Annotated in this window: 16 protein-coding genes; 9 read left to right on the top strand and 7 right to left on the bottom strand. The window is 70.1% G+C overall.

Annotated elements, in window-relative coordinates; genetic code table 11:
• Window positions 1-2 precede the first annotated feature (2 nt).
• Complete coding sequence (locus ACWC09_RS27185) at window positions 3-1031, bottom strand: phosphotransferase family protein (protein WP_450853331.1); 1029 nt, start codon at window positions 1029-1031, stop codon at window positions 3-5.
• Window positions 1028-2347: an acyl-CoA dehydrogenase family protein gene (locus ACWC09_RS27190; RefSeq protein ID WP_450853332.1), complete on the bottom strand. Its 1320-nt coding sequence runs from the start codon at window positions 2345-2347 to the stop codon at window positions 1028-1030. Before ACWC09_RS27190 ends, ACWC09_RS27185 begins: the two co-directional genes overlap by 4 nt.
• Window positions 2348-2384: 37 nt before the next feature.
• Here ACWC09_RS27190 and ACWC09_RS27195 point away from each other — a divergent pair, with 37 nt between their 5' ends.
• The 3 genes from ACWC09_RS27195 to ACWC09_RS27205 all read left to right on the top strand — a co-directional run bounded on the left by ACWC09_RS27195 (window position 2385) and on the right by ACWC09_RS27205 (window position 4415).
• Window positions 2385-3071, top strand: a complete 687-nt coding sequence (locus ACWC09_RS27195; protein ID WP_450853334.1) for a TetR/AcrR family transcriptional regulator — start codon at window positions 2385-2387, stop codon at window positions 3069-3071.
• On the top strand, window positions 3068-3526 hold the full coding sequence (locus tag ACWC09_RS27200; RefSeq protein ID WP_450853335.1) for a VOC family protein: 459 nt from the start codon (window positions 3068-3070) through the stop codon (window positions 3524-3526). Before ACWC09_RS27195 ends, ACWC09_RS27200 begins: the two co-directional genes overlap by 4 nt.
• Window positions 3527-3593: 67 nt before the next feature.
• Complete coding sequence (locus tag ACWC09_RS27205) at window positions 3594-4415, top strand: SDR family oxidoreductase (protein ID WP_450853336.1); 822 nt, start codon at window positions 3594-3596, stop codon at window positions 4413-4415.
• Between the two features lie 289 nt (window positions 4416-4704).
• Here the strand turns inward: ACWC09_RS27205 and ACWC09_RS27210 are convergent, their stop codons facing one another.
• From ACWC09_RS27210 to ACWC09_RS27220, 3 genes are read right to left on the bottom strand one after another with little or no spacing between them, the layout of a single operon-like run.
• Window positions 4705-5016, bottom strand: coding sequence for a DUF1330 domain-containing protein (locus tag ACWC09_RS27210; RefSeq protein WP_450853337.1), 312 nt, complete (start codon window positions 5014-5016; stop codon window positions 4705-4707).
• 17 nt (window positions 5017-5033) lie between these two features.
• Window positions 5034-5222, bottom strand: a complete 189-nt coding sequence (locus ACWC09_RS27215) for a ferredoxin (protein WP_450853339.1) — start codon at window positions 5220-5222, stop codon at window positions 5034-5036.
• A gap of 34 nt (window positions 5223-5256) precedes the next feature.
• On the bottom strand, window positions 5257-6534 hold the full coding sequence (locus ACWC09_RS27220; RefSeq protein ID WP_450853340.1) for a cytochrome P450: 1278 nt from the start codon (window positions 6532-6534) through the stop codon (window positions 5257-5259).
• A gap of 145 nt (window positions 6535-6679) precedes the next feature.
• Here ACWC09_RS27220 and ACWC09_RS27225 point away from each other — a divergent pair, with 145 nt between their 5' ends.
• From ACWC09_RS27225 to ACWC09_RS27245, 5 genes are all read left to right on the top strand, one after another.
• Window positions 6680-7228, top strand: a complete 549-nt coding sequence (locus ACWC09_RS27225) for a carboxymuconolactone decarboxylase family protein (RefSeq protein WP_450853342.1) — start codon at window positions 6680-6682, stop codon at window positions 7226-7228.
• On the top strand, window positions 7225-8085 hold the full coding sequence (locus tag ACWC09_RS27230; RefSeq protein ID WP_450853343.1) for an NAD(P)-dependent oxidoreductase: 861 nt from the start codon (window positions 7225-7227) through the stop codon (window positions 8083-8085). Before ACWC09_RS27225 ends, ACWC09_RS27230 begins: the two co-directional genes overlap by 4 nt.
• 153 nt (window positions 8086-8238) lie before the next feature.
• Window positions 8239-9525: an aromatic ring-hydroxylating oxygenase subunit alpha gene (locus tag ACWC09_RS27235; RefSeq protein WP_450853345.1), complete on the top strand. Its 1287-nt coding sequence runs from the start codon at window positions 8239-8241 to the stop codon at window positions 9523-9525.
• A gap of 18 nt (window positions 9526-9543) precedes the next feature.
• On the top strand, window positions 9544-9873 hold the full coding sequence (locus tag ACWC09_RS27240; RefSeq protein ID WP_450853346.1) for a hypothetical protein: 330 nt from the start codon (window positions 9544-9546) through the stop codon (window positions 9871-9873).
• A gap of 37 nt (window positions 9874-9910) precedes the next feature.
• Window positions 9911-11170: an amidohydrolase family protein gene (locus ACWC09_RS27245; RefSeq protein WP_450853347.1), complete on the top strand. Its 1260-nt coding sequence runs from the start codon at window positions 9911-9913 to the stop codon at window positions 11168-11170.
• A 67-nt stretch (window positions 11171-11237) separates the two neighbouring features.
• Here ACWC09_RS27245 and ACWC09_RS27250 read toward each other — a convergent pair whose 3' ends face one another.
• Both ACWC09_RS27250 and ACWC09_RS27255 read right to left on the bottom strand, forming a co-directional pair.
• On the bottom strand, window positions 11238-12002 hold the full coding sequence (locus ACWC09_RS27250) for an SDR family NAD(P)-dependent oxidoreductase (RefSeq protein ID WP_450853348.1): 765 nt from the start codon (window positions 12000-12002) through the stop codon (window positions 11238-11240).
• A gap of 35 nt (window positions 12003-12037) precedes the next feature.
• On the bottom strand, window positions 12038-13528 hold the full coding sequence (locus tag ACWC09_RS27255) for a class I adenylate-forming enzyme family protein (protein WP_450853349.1): 1491 nt from the start codon (window positions 13526-13528) through the stop codon (window positions 12038-12040).
• Between the two features lie 102 nt (window positions 13529-13630).
• Between ACWC09_RS27255 and ACWC09_RS27260 the strand changes: the two genes are divergently transcribed.
• Window positions 13631-14797 carry an acyl-CoA dehydrogenase family protein gene (locus ACWC09_RS27260; protein ID WP_450853351.1) on the top strand — a complete coding sequence of 389 codons (1167 nt, stop codon included), beginning with the start codon at window positions 13631-13633 and terminating at the stop codon, window positions 14795-14797.
• Window positions 14798-14923: the final 126 nt, after the last annotated feature.

Here is a 14923-nt window from a genome sequence, read left to right on the forward strand (position 1 = left end):
GCCTATGCCCCGTACCGTGTCGTCTCCGCCAACTCGGCCGCGCTTTCCATCAGTCGCAGCACCATCGGCCCGAAGGCCTGCAACTTCTCGTTGTCCCCGGCCCGTTGGAAGCCCTGCTCGAGGACGACGCCCAGTTTCCACTGGGCGAGAACGTCGTAGTAGTCCATGTCGTCGACCTGGCGGCCGGACACCTCGGCGTAGTGCCGGATGAGCGCCTCCCGCGAGGGCATGCCGCTCAGGTCGACATAGGACGCGGTGGCCGCCTCGGGCGCGCCGGTGTCCTCGGGCCAGCCGCGGAGCATCCAGGCGAGGTCCAGCTTGGGGTCGCCGACCGTGCCCATCTCCCAGTCGACGATCGCGGCGAGTCGTGCCGGGGCGCCGTGCCGGTACATGACGTTGGCGAATTGGTAGTCGCCGTGCATGAGGCCGGGGATGTAGTCGAGCGGCCTGTGGGTGCGCAGCCAGGCCGCGGCCACGTCGAAGCCGGGCAGCTCGCGGGTCTTCACCCGCTCCAAGTAGCGGCTCCAGCGGTCCACTTGGCGCTCGTGGAAACCCTCGGGGCGCCCGAGATCCTGCAGCCCCTTCGCCTTCCAGTCCACCCGGCCGAGGAGGGCCACGCCCTCGGCCAGCTGGTACGCCAGCCCGGCACGGGCATCGAGATCCGTGTCGAAGGGTGCCGGCCAGCCGCGCCCGCCCGTGTGGGACATGGGCGACCAGCCGTCGACGAACTCCATCAGATAGAACGTCCGCCCCAGTACCGCGGTGTCCGTGCAGACGGCGATCGCCTCGGTGTGCGGGACGTCCGTGCCGTTCAGCGCCTCGGTGATCCGCCACTCCCGCAGGATGCCCTCGTCACGGGCGGCGGGAGCGCTGGGCGGCGGGACCCGCAGTGCGGCGTGGAAGTCGCCGCGCCGGATCTCGTAGATCTCGTTCTGCGCGCCGCCCGAGACATACCGGGACTCGACGGGCTCGCCCTTCCCGGGCAGCCCGGACTCGTCCAGCCAGCCCGCCAGCCGTTCGACGTCGATCATCGGGACCCCGCCTCGGCCTCCGGCGAGACCTCCGCCTGCAGGAACTCCGCGTACTTCGCCCGCGCGGCGGCGACCCGCTTGGGGAGATAGCCGGTCGGCCACAGGTCGTCGCTCGCCTTGTGGTCACGCAGTACTTGCCGGGCGACCGTCACCTTGTGGACCTCGGTCGGCCCGTCGGCGATGCCGAGGACGCTGGCGCCCAGCAGCATCCGGAACAGCGGCATGTCACCGCTGACGCCGAGCGCGCCGTGCACCTGGATCGCGCGGTGTGCGATGTCATGCAGTACGCCCGGCAGCAGCACCTTGACCATCGCGATGTCCTTGCGGACCTTGCGGTAGTCGTTGTACTTGTCGATCTTCCACGCGGTGTGCAGCACGGCCAGCCGGAACTGCGTCAGCTGCGCCCACGAGTCGGCTATGTGCCCCTGCACGAACTGCTTGTCGGCCAGCACCGTGCCCTGTGTGTGCCGGCTCAGCGCGCGCTCGCACATCATGTCGAACGCCTTGCCCGCCAGACCGATCGTGCGCATCGCATGGTGGACCCGCCCGCCGCCCAGCCGGGTCTGCGCGATCACGAAGGCCTGGCCCTCACCGCCCAGCAGCGCGTCGGCCGGCACCCGTACGTCCTCGTAGTGCACCAACGCATGAGAACCACGCTCTTCCGGCTCACCGGCCAGGGCGACATTGCGCTCGATACGGATGCCCGGGGTCTCGGCCGGGACCAGGAACATCGACATGCTCTTGTACGGGTCCGAGTCCGGGTCCGTCACCGCCATCACGATGAAGAACGCGGCCGTCCTGGCGTTGGACGAGAAGTACTTCCAGCCGTTGATGACCCACTCGTCACCCTCCCGGACCGCCCGGGTGGTGAACTCCTTGGGGTCGGCGCCGGCTTGGGGCTCGGTCATCGAGTAGCAGGAGAAGATCTCGCCTTCCAGCAGCGGGCGCAGATAGCGGTCCTTCTGTGCCTTCGTTCCGTAGTGCGCGAGGATCTCGGCGTTCCCGGTGTCCGGGGCCTGGCAGCCGAAGACGATCGGGGCCCAGGAGGACCGGCCCAGGATCTCGTTGAGCAGGCACAGCTTGACCTGCCCATGTCCCTCGCCGCCGAGCTCGGGGCCGAGGTGGGTCGCCCACAGTCCGTGAGCCCGCACCTCCTTCTTGAGCGGGTCGAGGACGCGGCGCAGATTCTCGTCGGGCGGGGTGAACTGCAGGCCGTCCCACAGGAGATCGAGGGGTTCGACCTCCTCCCGCACGAACTGGTCCGCCCAGTCCAGCTGCGCCTGGTAGTCCGGCTCGGTCTCGAAGTCCCACGGCATTGTGTCTCCTTCCGGCGGCTGTCAGAATAGCGTTCTCATGAACGAGAACACAATTACCCCATCACGGAACGATGATTCTGAAGATGTCGCCGAAGGGGCCGACCTCGCCGACCGGATCGCCCGGCGCACGCTCGCCCGACGCGGCGCCCACTACGCCGGCGAGGTCCGCGCGCTGCTCGACGCCGCGCTCCAGGTCATGCGGCGCTGCGGCACCGCGTCCCGGCCACGGGTCGCCGACATCGTCGCGGCGGCCGGACTGTCCAACGAGGCCTTCTACCGGCACTTCCGGTCCAAGGACGCCCTGGTCGCCGCGATCATGGAGGACGGCGCCGAGCGGCTGTGCGGCTACATCGCCCACCAGATGGCCAAGGAGCCCGCGCCGGAGGATCAGGTGCGGCGCTGGGTCGAGGGCGTGCTGTCCCAGGCCATGGACGAGGAGACCGCGGCGACGACCCTGGCGGTCATGTGGAACGCGCAGAGCGTGGGGGAGGGGTTCCTGGCCGGCCCGCCCACCATCGCCGACCGGCTGGCGACCCTGCTGCGCGAGCCATACACCCGACTCGGCGGTGCGGCCCCGGACTTGGACGCCTCGCTCGCCGCGCACGCCACGGTCGGCAGGCTCGCCGATCACCTGTGGCAGCGGGTGCCACCCACCGGCGCCGACATCGACCGGATCACCCGGTTCTGCCTGCGCACCGTCTCGCCCGAGGGAGCCCACGAGTGAAGAGCAGCGACCAGTTCCACGTCGGGATCGTCGTCGACGACATCACGACGGCAGCGGCCGAGCTCACGGCACTGTTCGGCTACCAGTGGTGCGAGGAACTCGGCGCACCCGCCCGGGTGACCCTGCCCGACGGCGACCGGGTGCTCGATCTGCGGTCCACGTACTCGATGTCCGTGCCGCGTCTGGAGCTGGTCCGGCGCGTCCCGGGCACCCTCTGGGAAGCCGCTGCCGACTCCGGCGTCCACCACCTCGGCTACTGGTCCGACGACGTGGCCGCCGACTCCGCCGAACTCGCCCGTCACGGCCACGCCGTCGAGGCCCTCGGCAAGCGCCCCGACGGGACGCCGTACTGGGCGTTCCACCGCAGCGCCACCGGCCCGCGCATCGAGCTGGTGACGCGCGCTCTTCAGCCGGTCCTGGAGCGGTACTGGGCGACCGGCCGCAAGCCGTCATGACCGTCGTAGATGTCATACATGTCGTGCTGGTCGTGCAGTTCGTGTACGTCGTGAAGGAGGAGCACAGATGACCACCCTCGGAATCGTGACCGGTGCCGGACGCGGCATGGGCCTGGAGTGCGCACGGCGTCTCGTCGGCACGGTGGACCGACTCCTGCTGGTCGACCTGGATGAGAACACCGTTACCAAGGCGGCAGAAGGTTTCTCCCCCCACACAACCGTCGCCGAGCCGTATGCCCTGGACATCACCGACCGCGATGGCCTCGCTCGACTCGCGGCCCGCGCCGCCGAGTTGGGCACCCTGCGCGCCGTGGCCCACGCCGCGGGCATCTCGCCCACCATGGCCGACTGGCGCCGCATCCTGACGGTCGACCTCGTCGGCACGGCCCTGCTGGCCGAGGCGCTGCGTCCGCTCGTCACCGAGGGGACGGCGATGGTGTGCTTCGCCTCGATGGCCGCGCTGTTCGGCGACACCGAACCGCAGCCGGCGGCCGAGGCGGCCCTGGCCGACCCCCTCGCCGAGGACTTCCTCGACCGCATCCGTGAGGCTGTCGGACCGGGCATCGAGGACCCCGGGACGGCGTACACCTGGGCCAAGCGCGGAGTTCACCGATTCGTCCAGCGGGAGGCCGTACGGATCGGTCGAGTCGGCGCGCGGGTCTGCTCGGTCTCGCCCGGCATCGTCGCCACCCCGCAGGGTCGTCAGGAGGCCGAGCACCACCCGTCGATGAAGGCCCTCGTCGAACAGTCGGCGCTCGGCCGGGAAGGCCGCCCCGAGGAACTCGCGGCCGTGGTCGCCTTCCTGCTGTCGGACGAGGCGTCCTTCCTCACCGGTGTCGACATCCTGGTCGACGGGGGTGTGCGGGCGGGGCTGGCGGCGAGGTCATGAATGATGCCGGTGCGCGGACGCGAACGCACGCGGTTCACGCCGTGCGTCGGGTCCGCTCGGCGTGTGGACGAGTTCTGACGTCGATGTGCGGGAGCAGTCGGCGGTCGCGTTCGGCCAGATGGGTGACATGACCCTCGAAGGCCGCCAGGTGCCGCTCGCCCTCCGGGGGGTGGCGGGCCCGGAAACGCCCGCCGGAGAGGCGGGCGATCGTCGCGATGTCCGACGCCGGCCGAGTCGTATGTCCGGACTCAGGTGTAGCCCAACTCCTCGGCCGACGGTTCTACGGCAGTCATCCGCCCGCCGACGGCATGGTGAACCCGGAGACGATCACCGCATTGGTGTCGGCCGCCGCCTGCCTGAGGGGCCTGGCCTTCGCGTAGGCGTCCGACTCGTACCAGGCCCGCGCGGCCTCGACCGACTCGAACTCCAGGACCACGGTCTGGTTCCCGTGCCAGTCGCCCTCCAGGATCTGCGGCGCGGGGTCGGCGGCCAGCACGGAAGCGCCGTTCTCGGCCAGGGAGGGCGCGGCTGTCCTGCCGTAGGCGGCCATGCCGGCCGGGTCCTTGACGGCCTCGGTGAGAATGACATACCCCTTCGGCATGGCGGCCCTCCTCGTCGTCAGCTCACGGTGATGGCGCGCTCGGGGCACATCGCGGCGGCCGAGCGCACCGCGTCCTCGTGTTCGGCGGGGACGTCGGGGGTGTCGACGACCGCGTAGCCGTCGTCGCTCAGGTCGAAGACCTCGGGGCAGATCGAGCAGCACACCCCGTGCCCGCGGCAGCGGTCGTCGTCGACGGTGACCTTCATCGGATCTCGCTCCACTCCAGGTCGGCGGCCTTCATCAGGCCTCGTTCCACTCCAGGTCGAGATGGGTCAGGCCGCGCAGGATGAAGGTCGGGACGTACTGGTAGCGGCGGGCGTCGGCGGGGCCGTGCACGTGCTCGGCGATCCTGATGTCCGAGGTGCGGTCCAGCAGCCGTTCCAGGGTCACGCGGGCCTCGGCGCGGGCGAGCGGTGCGCCGGGGCAGGTGTGCGGGCCGCGGCCGAAGGCGAGGTGCCGGCGGACGTTGGGCCGGCCGACGTCGAAGGCCGTGGGGTCCTCGAACTGACGGGGATCGCGGTTCGCGGCCCCGTTCAGCACCATCAGCGTGGTCCCGGCCGGGATGTCGACGCCGCCCACCGTGGTCGGCACCTTGGACAGCCGGAAGTCGCCCTTGACCGGGCTCTCCGCCCGCAACGTCTCCTCGATGAAGTTCGGGATACGGTCCCGCTCGGCGCGCAACAGCCGCTGGAGCTCCGGGCGTTCGGCGAGCACCTTGAGCGCGGAGCTGAGCAGGCGGACGGTGGTCTCCTGACCGGCCGCGAACAGGTTGGCGGCGACGCGGACGACGTCGATGACCTCGGGTGTGGAGCCGTCGGGGAAGGTCGCGGTGGCGAGGCCCGTGAGGACGTCCTCGCGCGGCGCGCGGCGCCGCTCCTCGACGTACGTCGTGAAGCGGCCGTACAGATACTCCAGCGGCGAGTGGTGCAGCGTGTCGTCACCGGTGCTGCCGATGCCGCCCGCGTCCTGTGGGCGGCGCTGGAGGTGGTTCATGAAGTCCTGGCGGTCCTCAACAGGCACGCCGAGCAGGTCGGCGATGATGAGGAGGGTGAAGGGCCCGGCGAAACCGCTGATGAACTCGCCCTGGCCCGGGGCGAGATAGGTGTCGAGCAGCCCGTCCGCGAGGTGCCACATGGACGCCTCGTTCTCCTTGAGGCGCTTCGGTGTGATCAGCCGCATCAGCAGGGCGCGGTGGTCGGTGTGCGTCGGCGGGTCCATGGTGGGGAGCTGGTCGCTCATCGGCAGCTCGTCCCGGTGCCGCTCGATCAACGCGCTGACGTCGTCGCCCTCCAGCGGGACCGGGAACCCGGGGAAGGGGCCGCTGACCGAGATGCAGGCGGAGAAGTTGTCGGTGTCGTTGTAGACCTGCACCGCCTCGTCGTACCCGGTCACCATCATCACGTCGTGATGGTTCTCGCGATGGACCGGACACTGCCCGCGCAGGGCGTCGAAGTAGGGATAGGGGTCCGCGACGAGCGCCTCGTCCCGGAAGAAGTCGATCGCCTCGAAGTCGTTCACGGTCTGCTCGGCTCCCTCTCGGTCGGCCCTCCGACGATCAGGGACGGTAGCACAATTCTCCATCTGCTGGAATGCTGGCTAGGCATTTTGGAGAGTGTCATTCTCGCTCCCGCCCGTTCCCTGCATCGCTGCCGAGGAGGCCCGGATGCGGCACCACCGCTGGATCGGCGGCAAGCCCGAAGTCCCTGTCTCCGGGGCCTACTTGCGTATGCGCGACCCCGCGCCCCGGCTCCCCGGCGACGACGTGGCCGCGGGCTCGGCACCCGACGTGTCCCGAGCGGTCGCCGCAGCCGCTGCCCCGCAGCCGGCCTGGGCCCGCCGCCCGGCGGCCGAGCGCACCGAAGTCCGGAGCGGCGACGTCGCGCGGGGGTTGCGGCCGGCGGAGCGCATCGATGCGGGTCAAGTGGCCTTCAACGGTGGTGCGTTGACCATCGAGATCCCCTGGGGTGTCCGGGCCCGTGAGGGTGTCCTCGGTCCCCGTGGCCGCAGCCTCCTGGTGCTGGCGATGACCGCCGCGCTCGGCCGCATGGAGGAGTTCCGCATCCACGCGGGCACCGCGACTCGCACCGGCGTCACCGACACCGAGGTCGACGAGTTGCTGTTCCAGATCGCCGCCTACTGCGGCGTGCCCGCGGGCAGCGCGGCCAGACGTGCCGTGAAGGATGCACGCGCGGAGCGGGAGGCGGGATCGTGAGTGGGGAGAACGTCGGTTTCGTGGGGCTCGGCAACATGGGCAGCGTCCTGGCCGCCAACCTCGTAGGCGCCGGTCATACGGTCGTGACGCACGACCCGCTCGGTCCGCGGAGGTCGCCCGAAGGGGCCGTACACGTCCCCGCCGTCGCCGAAGTCGCCCGCCGGGCCGATGTGTTGGTGCTCAGCCTGCCCGACGGCGCCGCCTCCGAACAGGTGGCCCGGGCCGTCCAGGAGGCCACCGACCGGCGTGCCCGGTACGTCGTCGACACCTCCACGATCGGCGTGGGCGCCGCGCGGGCCATCGCCGAGCTCCTTGCCGAGGACAAGGTCGGATACGTCGACGCCCCCGTGTCCGGCGGTGTCGCCGGGGCCCGCGCCCGCACCCTCACGGTCATGTACGCCGGGGGCGACGAGGCCTGCTCCCGTGTGGAAACGGTCCTCTCGGGGCTCAGTGACCGCCGCGTCAGGGTCGGCGACCGGCCCGGAATGGCCCAGGCCCTCAAACTCGCCAACAACTTCCTCTCCGCGACCACCCTCGCCGCCACCAGCGAGGCCGTCGCCTTCGGCCTCGCCGCGGGGCTCGACATGGCCACCATGCTGGACGTCCTGAACGGCTCCAGCGGCCAGAGCGTGGCGACCAGCGAGAAGTTTCCGCGCCACGTCCTGACCGGCCGTTATGCCGCCGGCTTCACCAACTCCCTGATGGACAAGGACGTACGGCTCTACCTCCGCGAGGTGGCCGAGCACGGCGGCCCGGCGCGGGTCGGCGAGGCAATCGGCGTGTTGTGGCGGCAGTTCGCCGAGGCGGAACCGGGGGCCGACTTCACCCGGATCTTCCCGTTCGTCGACGGTTCCTGACACCCACCGCACCGGCATTCGAGGCCGTCCGTCACCCCAACCTGACAAACGGCTGACTTGACGGCCACTGAAAAGCGAGAATAGCATTCTCATTCGGAGAGACTGAGATTATCGTGAGTCCCCTCCGTACGAGCGACTGGAGGACCAGACCCCATGGCGCACTTCAAGAAGCCCGAGGCGGGCAGCTGGACCGCACACCTCAAGATCGACACGGAACCGGTGTCGTACGAGGACTCGATCTCGCCCGAGCACTACGAGCTGGAGCGGGAGGCGATCTTCCGGCGGACCTGGCTGAATGTCGGACGCGTCGAGCAACTCCCCAAGCGGGGCAGCTACTTCACCAAGGAGCTGGACGCGGCGGGTGCGTCCGTCATCGTGGTGCGCGGCATGGACGACGAGGTGCGCGCCTTCCACAACGTGTGCCGGCACCGCGGCAACAAGCTCGTGTGGAACGACTTCCCGCGCGAGGAGACCGGCGGAGTCTGCCGCCAGTTCACCTGCAAGTACCACGCCTGGCGCTACGACCTCGAGGGCAAGCTCACCTTCGTCCAGCAGGAGGAGGAGTTCTTCGACCTCGACAAGTCGCAGTACGGCCTCAAGGGCGTGCGGACCGAGGTTTGGGAGGGGTTCGTCTTCGTCAACCTCGACCCCGAGAACACCACTCCACTACGGGAGTACCTGGGCGAGTTCGCCAAGGGCATCGAGGGCTACCCGTTCCACAAGATGACCCAGGCGCACAAGTACCGCGCCGAGATCGGCGCCAACTGGAAGCTGTTCATCGACGCGTTCGCCGAGTTCTACCACGCGCCGATCCTGCACGCCGGCCAGTACGTCTCCGACGAGGCCCGCAAGATCCAGAAGTACGGCTACGAGGCGCTGCACTACGACATCGACGGCCCGCACAGCATGGTCTCCTCCTGGGGCGGCATCGCCCCGCCGCACGACCGCAAGATGGTCAAGCCCATCGAAGGCGCCCTGCGCAGCGGCCTGTTCGGCCCCTGGGAGGCACCCGACATCGGCGTCGAGACGGCGGATCTGCCGCCGGCCGTCAACCCCACCAAGGATCCGCGCTGGGGCATGGACTCGTTCGTCTTCTTCCCCAACTTCATGCTGCTGATCTGGCGGCCGAACTGGGTGCTGACCTACCACTACTGGCCGACCTCGTACAACACCCACATCTTCGAGGCCACTTGCTACTTCGTGCCGCCGGAGAACGCCTTCCAGCGGTTGCAGCAGGAGCTCGCCGTCGTCTCCTTCAAGGAGTACGGCCTGCAGGACGGCAACACCCTGGAGGCGACGCAGAGCATGCTCGAGTCGCGCGCGGTGGGGGAGTTCCCGCTCAATGACCAGGAGGTTCTCCTGCGTCATCTGCACGGCACCGCCCGCCAGTTCGTCCGCGACCACCAGCAGCGCTCGTCCGGCGCCCCGGCCGCGTCCTGAACCGAGGAGACCCGAACCATGGCTACCGTCTTTCCCTCCCAGTTCGCCGCGCTGGAGCCGTTCGCCGACTGGGCGGTCCCGACCGAGAAGGCCCGTTACGCCAAGCGGATCGCCAGCACCATGGACGAGCTCGACACGTTCTACAACGCCGCGTTCCCCCTTCTCGCGTCCGGCACGGAGTACCTGCAGAACGTCTCCATGGAGGACATCTCGGAGGAGGACAAGCATCTGCTGTGGCTGTTCTGCGCGTTGGTGACCGTCGCCTTCTCGGTGGAGGCCTGGCGCCAGCCCAAGGTGCCCGACACCGGCGCGGCGAGCATCGACGCCGTGGTCGAACCGGCGGTGTGAGCGACGTGAAAGCCTCCTTCTGGGTGGGAGCCGTGTGATGCCCCGGCCCCGCCAACCGCAGCCGCCGATCCACCTGCGCGCCGCCCGAATGCTCGACATCGACAAGGGCGAACTGGTCGAGCCGGGCGACCTGCTGGTGGAGGGCGAGCACATCAAGGCCGTCGCCCCGGCCGCCGTCCCCTCGGACGCCGTCGTACTCGATCTGGGCGACGTGACCCTGCTGCCGGGCCTGATGGACATGGAGGTCAACCTCTTCCTCGGCGGCCCCGACCACCGCAGCCCGCTCATCCCGGTCCAGGAGGACCCGGCCGTGCGTACCCTGCGCGCGGTCGCCAATGCCGGCCGCACCCTCCGGTACGGCTGGACGACCGTACGCAACCTCGGTCTGTTCGTGCAGACCGGGGGCGTCCTCCTCGACGTGGCGCTGAAGAAGGCGATCGACCTCGGCTGGGTCGACGGTCCGCGGATCGTGCCCGCCGGACACGCGATCGCACCCACCGGTGGTCATCTCGACCCGACGATGTTCCAGGCGTTCGCGCCGGGCGTGCTGCCGCTCACGGTCGAGGAGGGCATCGCCAACGGCGTCGCGGAGGTGCGCAAGGCGGTCCGGTACCAGCTCAAGTACGGCGCCCGGGTGATCAAGGTGTGTGCCTCCAACGGGGTCATGTCGCACACCGGGCCGGCCGGCGCCCAGCAGTACTCGGACGAGGAACTGCGGGCCATCGTCGACGAGGCGCACCGGGCCGGTGTCAAGGTCGCCGCGCACTGTATGGGGGACAGCGCGATCCGGGCGGCCGTCGAGGCGGGCATCGACTGCATCGAGCACGGCTTCCTCGCCGGCGACGCCACCCTCGACCTGATGGCCGAACGCGGCACCTTCCTCGTCGCGACGACCTATCTGACCGAGGGCATGAACACCGCCCACGCCGATCCGGAGCTCCAGGCCAAGGCCGCCGAGGTCTTCCCGCGCGCCCGCGAGTCCACCGCCCGCGCGATCCGGCGCGGCGTCAAGGTAGCCCTCGGCACCGACGCGCCCGCCATCCCGCACGGCCGGGGCGCCAAGGAACTGCTAGCCCTCGTCAACCGGGGCATGCGGCCGATCGACGCGTTGCGCGCCGCCACCGTCGTCGCCGCCGACCTGATCGACGCCGCAGACCGGGGCCGCCTCGAACCAGGCCTCCTGGCCGACATCATCGCCGTCCCCGGCGACCCGCTGACGGACATCGGGGTGACGCAGGACGTGCGGTTCGTGATGAAGGGCGGTCAGGTGTACCGGCAGGAGGAGTCCGGAGCCTGATCCGACAGGGGATACGCGAACCGCGGTTCCGTCGGGAACCGCGGCTCTCGCATGGGCGGAACGGGATTCACACCTTGCGGGTGATGCCCCCGTCGACGCGGACGATCGCGCCGGTCGTGAAGCTGGAGGCCGCGCTCGCGAAGTGCAGGGCCAACGGCGCCACGTCGTCCGGCACCCCGAGTCTGCCCAACGGTACGAACGACGTGTCGAAGTCCTCGGCGGCCCAGGCCTTGTGGGCGTCGGTGAGCACCGGCCCCGGGAGAATCGCGTTCACCCGCACCTTCGGGGCGTACGCCTCCGCCAGCCCCACCGTGAGAGCGTTGAGGCCCGCCTTGGCGCAGGCGTACGGCAGTTCGTGCACGCTCGCCATCAGGGAACCGGCCGTGCCGATGTTGATGATCGACCCGCCACCATGGTCCGCCATGTGCTTGGCCGCGAGCACCGCCAGCCGGAACGGCCCTTTGAGATTCACGGCAAGCGTCTTGTCGTAGAGCTCCTCGCTCACGGCGTCGAGACTCTCGTACATGGGCGACATCCCGGCGTTGTTGACCAGCACGTCGAGTCGGCCCAGTTGCTCCACCGTCTCGGTGACGAGCCGCTCGCAGTCGTCCCAGTGCCCGACATGGCAGGCGACACCGACGGCCCGCCGCCCGGTCGACGCCCGTACCTCCTCGGCCACCGCCCGGCATGCCTCGCCCTTGCGCGAGGCGACGACCACATCGGCGCCGGCCTCGGCCAGCGTCTGCACGATGGCCCGCCCGATCCCGCGCGAACCGCCGGTGACCACGGCCACCCTGCCCGTCAGGTCGTGAAGCTCTGCGAACGACGTCACGGAATCTCCTTCTCGGAAAAGGGAAACGGCAGCTGTCAGTCGTCCAGCGCCGTGGTCACCAGTCGGCGCCGTAGCAGCTTTCCGGTGGGGGTGTAGGGGAGTTGGTCGCGGAACACCACCGCGTCCGGGGTCTTGGATCCGCGCAAATGCGTGCGCACCCAGGCCCGCAGCGTCTCGGCGTCGACGGCCGCGCCGTCATGGGTCACCACGAACGCGGCGATCCGCTCGCCCCACTCCTCGTCCGGCACGCCCACCACCGCCGCCTCGCGCACCGCCACGTGGCGCAGGAGAACGTCCTCGACCTCGGCGGGAGCGATGTTCTCGCCGCCGCGGATGATGGTGTCGTCGGCGCGGCCCTCGATGAAGAGATAGCCCTCGGCGTCGAAGTGGGCCAGGTCGCGGGTGTGGAACCAGCCGTCCGTGTCCAGCAGCGCGGCGGCCCCCTTGTACTCGCCGGACACCTGCGGACCGCGTACCCACAACTCACCCGGAACGCCCGGGGGTCGGACGCCGCCGGAGGCGTCCCGGATCTGCGCTTCCACGCCCGGCACCATGCGGCCGGCCGAGCGCAGCCGGGCGCGTACCGCCGGGTCGCCGGAGGAGAGCGCGGCACGGTGGTCGTCGGGGCCGAGCAGGGCGATGGTCGAACTGGTCTCGGTGAGGCCGTAGGCGTTGGTGAACCCGGTGTCGGGGAAGGCGTGCAGAGCCGCCTCCAGCACCGTGTGCGGCATGCGCGCGCCGCCGTACGCCAGCGCGCGCAGGGTCGGGACGCCGGCCATGCCGCCGTTCAGGTGCTCGACGATGCGGGCCAGCATGGTCGGGACGACCATCGCCGAGGTGATGCCCTCGGAGCGGACCAGGTCCAGCCAGGCACCCGGTTCGAAGGTGCCGAGGTGCACCATGCGGCGCCCTGCGTACAGGTTGCTCAGCACGGAGCCGATGCCCGCGACGTGGTAGGGCGGCACGGCGGCCAGGACGGCGTCGTCGGGGGCGGCGGAGGCGAAGTCCACGGTCTGCAGGACATAGCTGGTCAGGTGGCGGTGGCGCAGGACGGCCGCTTTGGGCGCCGCCGTGGTTCCGCTGGTGAACAGCAGCACGGCCGGGTCGTCCGGGGAGCCCTCCAGCCCCTCCGCCGGCTCGGCGGCGAGCCCCTCCGTCAACAGCGCCTCAGGGGTGCACACATCGAGCCCCGCCTCGGCGAACACACCCACGAACGCCTCGTCCGCCACCACCAGCGGCTTCTCGGTGTGCTCCAGCAGACTGGTCAACGCCTCTGTGGAGAGACGGTAGTTGACGGGCACCAGGGGCACACCCGCCAGCGCCGCACCGAACAACAGCATGGGAAACGCCTGGCCGTTGACCCCGGCGAACACCAACTCCCGTGCCCCGGACCGATGCACGACGGCCGCTACCCCCGCCGCCGTACGCCGAAGCTCCGCACGGGTCGTCCCGGAGCCGCGCGGTCCGATCGCCACCCGGTCGGGGTCGCCCGCCACGGCCATGTCGAGCAGCATCGCGATGTTCAAGGTGGACCCTTCCTTCCGCTCCCCGACGGTGAACGATATTCTACCTATGAGGAAACCTCATTCTCCATAGTCATGCGCCGGACTTGCGTCCCAGGGGGCCCCGTGGATTTCGAGCTGACCGAGCAGCAGGAGGACATCCGCGCGGGCGTCCATGAGCTGGCCGCCTCCTTCGGCCCCGAGTACTGGGCCGAGCAGGACGAGAAAGCCGAGTTCCCCTGGAGCTTCTACGACGCCTTCGCCAAGGCCGGCTGGCTGGGCATCGCCGTCCCCGAGGAGTACGGCGGTGGCGGACTCGGCGTCCTGGAGGCCTCACTCCTGCTGGAGGAGGTGGCCGCCTCGGGTGCCGGCATGAACGGCTGCAGCACCATGCACCTGACCATCTTCGGCCTCAACGTCCTGGCCCGGCACGGCAGCGAGGAGCTCCGCCGCGAGGTCCTCCCGCACGCCGCCGCCGGAGACCTGCACGTCTGCTTCGGCGTCACCGAACCCGACGCGGGCACCGACACCACCAGCATCTCCACCTTCGCCCGCCGAGACGGCGACCACTACGTCATCGACGGCCGCAAGATCTGGATCACCAAGGCCGGCGACTCGCAGAAGATGGTTCTCCTGGCCCGTACGACCCCACGCGACCATGTCGACAAGGCGACCAAGGGCATCTCGGTCTTCCTCGTCGACGTCGACCGCACGGCGATGGACATCCGGCCGATCCCCAAGATGGGCCGCAACGCCGTCGCGTCCAACGAGATCTTCATCGACGGTCTGCGTGTCCCGGCGAGCGCCCGCATCGGTGAGGAGGGCGAGGGTTTCCGCTATCTCCTCGACGGCCTCAACCCCGAACGCATCCTGCTCGCCCACGAAGCCCTCGGCCTCGGCCGGGCCGCCCTCGACGCCGCCACCCGCTACGCCCGCGACCGCATCGTCTTCGGCCGCCCCATCGGCCAGAACCAGGGCATCGCCTTCCCGCTCGCCGAAGCCCTCACCCGCCTCGACGCCGCCCGCCTGATGGCCCGCAACGCCGCCTGGCGCTACGACCGCGGCCTGGAGTGCGGCCGTGAGGCCAACATGGCCAAGTTCCTGTGCGCCGACGCCGGTTTCCAGGCCGCGGACCGGGCGGTACAGACCCTGGGCGGCATGGGATACGCCCGCGAGTACCACGTGGAGCGGTACTTCCGTGAGTCACGGCTGCTGCGGCTCGCGCCGATCAGCCAGGAGATGGTGCTCAACTACGTGTCCCAGCACGTGCTGGGGCTGCCCAGGTCGTACTGAGCACCGACCCGGACAGCCCCTGAACGCCCCTAGCCCTTGCGGGTGTTGATCTCTTCGGTGAGGGCGGGGACGACGTCGAAGAGGTCGCCGACGACGCCGTAGTCGACGAGGTCGAAGATGGGGGCT

Source organism: Streptomyces sp. NPDC001617 (genome assembly GCF_053596855.1).

What these genes read in the sequence shown, in the direction of transcription:
- ACWC09_RS27185 (WP_450853331.1), bottom strand. Translation starts at nt 1,031, where the DNA reads ATGATCGACGTCGAACGGCTGGCGGGCTGGCTGGACGAGTCCGGGCTG.
- ACWC09_RS27190 (WP_450853332.1), bottom strand. Translation starts at nt 2,347, where the DNA reads ATGCCGTGGGACTTCGAGACCGAGCCGGACTACCAGGCGCAGCTGGAC.
- ACWC09_RS27195 (WP_450853334.1), top strand. Translation starts at nt 2,385, where the DNA reads ATGAACGAGAACACAATTACCCCATCACGGAACGATGATTCTGAAGAT.
- ACWC09_RS27205 (WP_450853336.1), top strand. Translation starts at nt 3,594, where the DNA reads ATGACCACCCTCGGAATCGTGACCGGTGCCGGACGCGGCATGGGCCTG.
- ACWC09_RS27210 (WP_450853337.1), bottom strand. Translation starts at nt 5,016, where the DNA reads ATGCCGAAGGGGTATGTCATTCTCACCGAGGCCGTCAAGGACCCGGCC.
- ACWC09_RS27215 (WP_450853339.1), bottom strand. Translation starts at nt 5,222, where the DNA reads ATGAAGGTCACCGTCGACGACGACCGCTGCCGCGGGCACGGGGTGTGC.
- ACWC09_RS27225 (WP_450853342.1), top strand. Translation starts at nt 6,680, where the DNA reads ATGCGGCACCACCGCTGGATCGGCGGCAAGCCCGAAGTCCCTGTCTCC.
- ACWC09_RS27235 (WP_450853345.1), top strand. Translation starts at nt 8,239, where the DNA reads ATGGCGCACTTCAAGAAGCCCGAGGCGGGCAGCTGGACCGCACACCTC.
- ACWC09_RS27240 (WP_450853346.1), top strand. Translation starts at nt 9,544, where the DNA reads ATGGCTACCGTCTTTCCCTCCCAGTTCGCCGCGCTGGAGCCGTTCGCC.
- ACWC09_RS27245 (WP_450853347.1), top strand. Translation starts at nt 9,911, where the DNA reads ATGCCCCGGCCCCGCCAACCGCAGCCGCCGATCCACCTGCGCGCCGCC.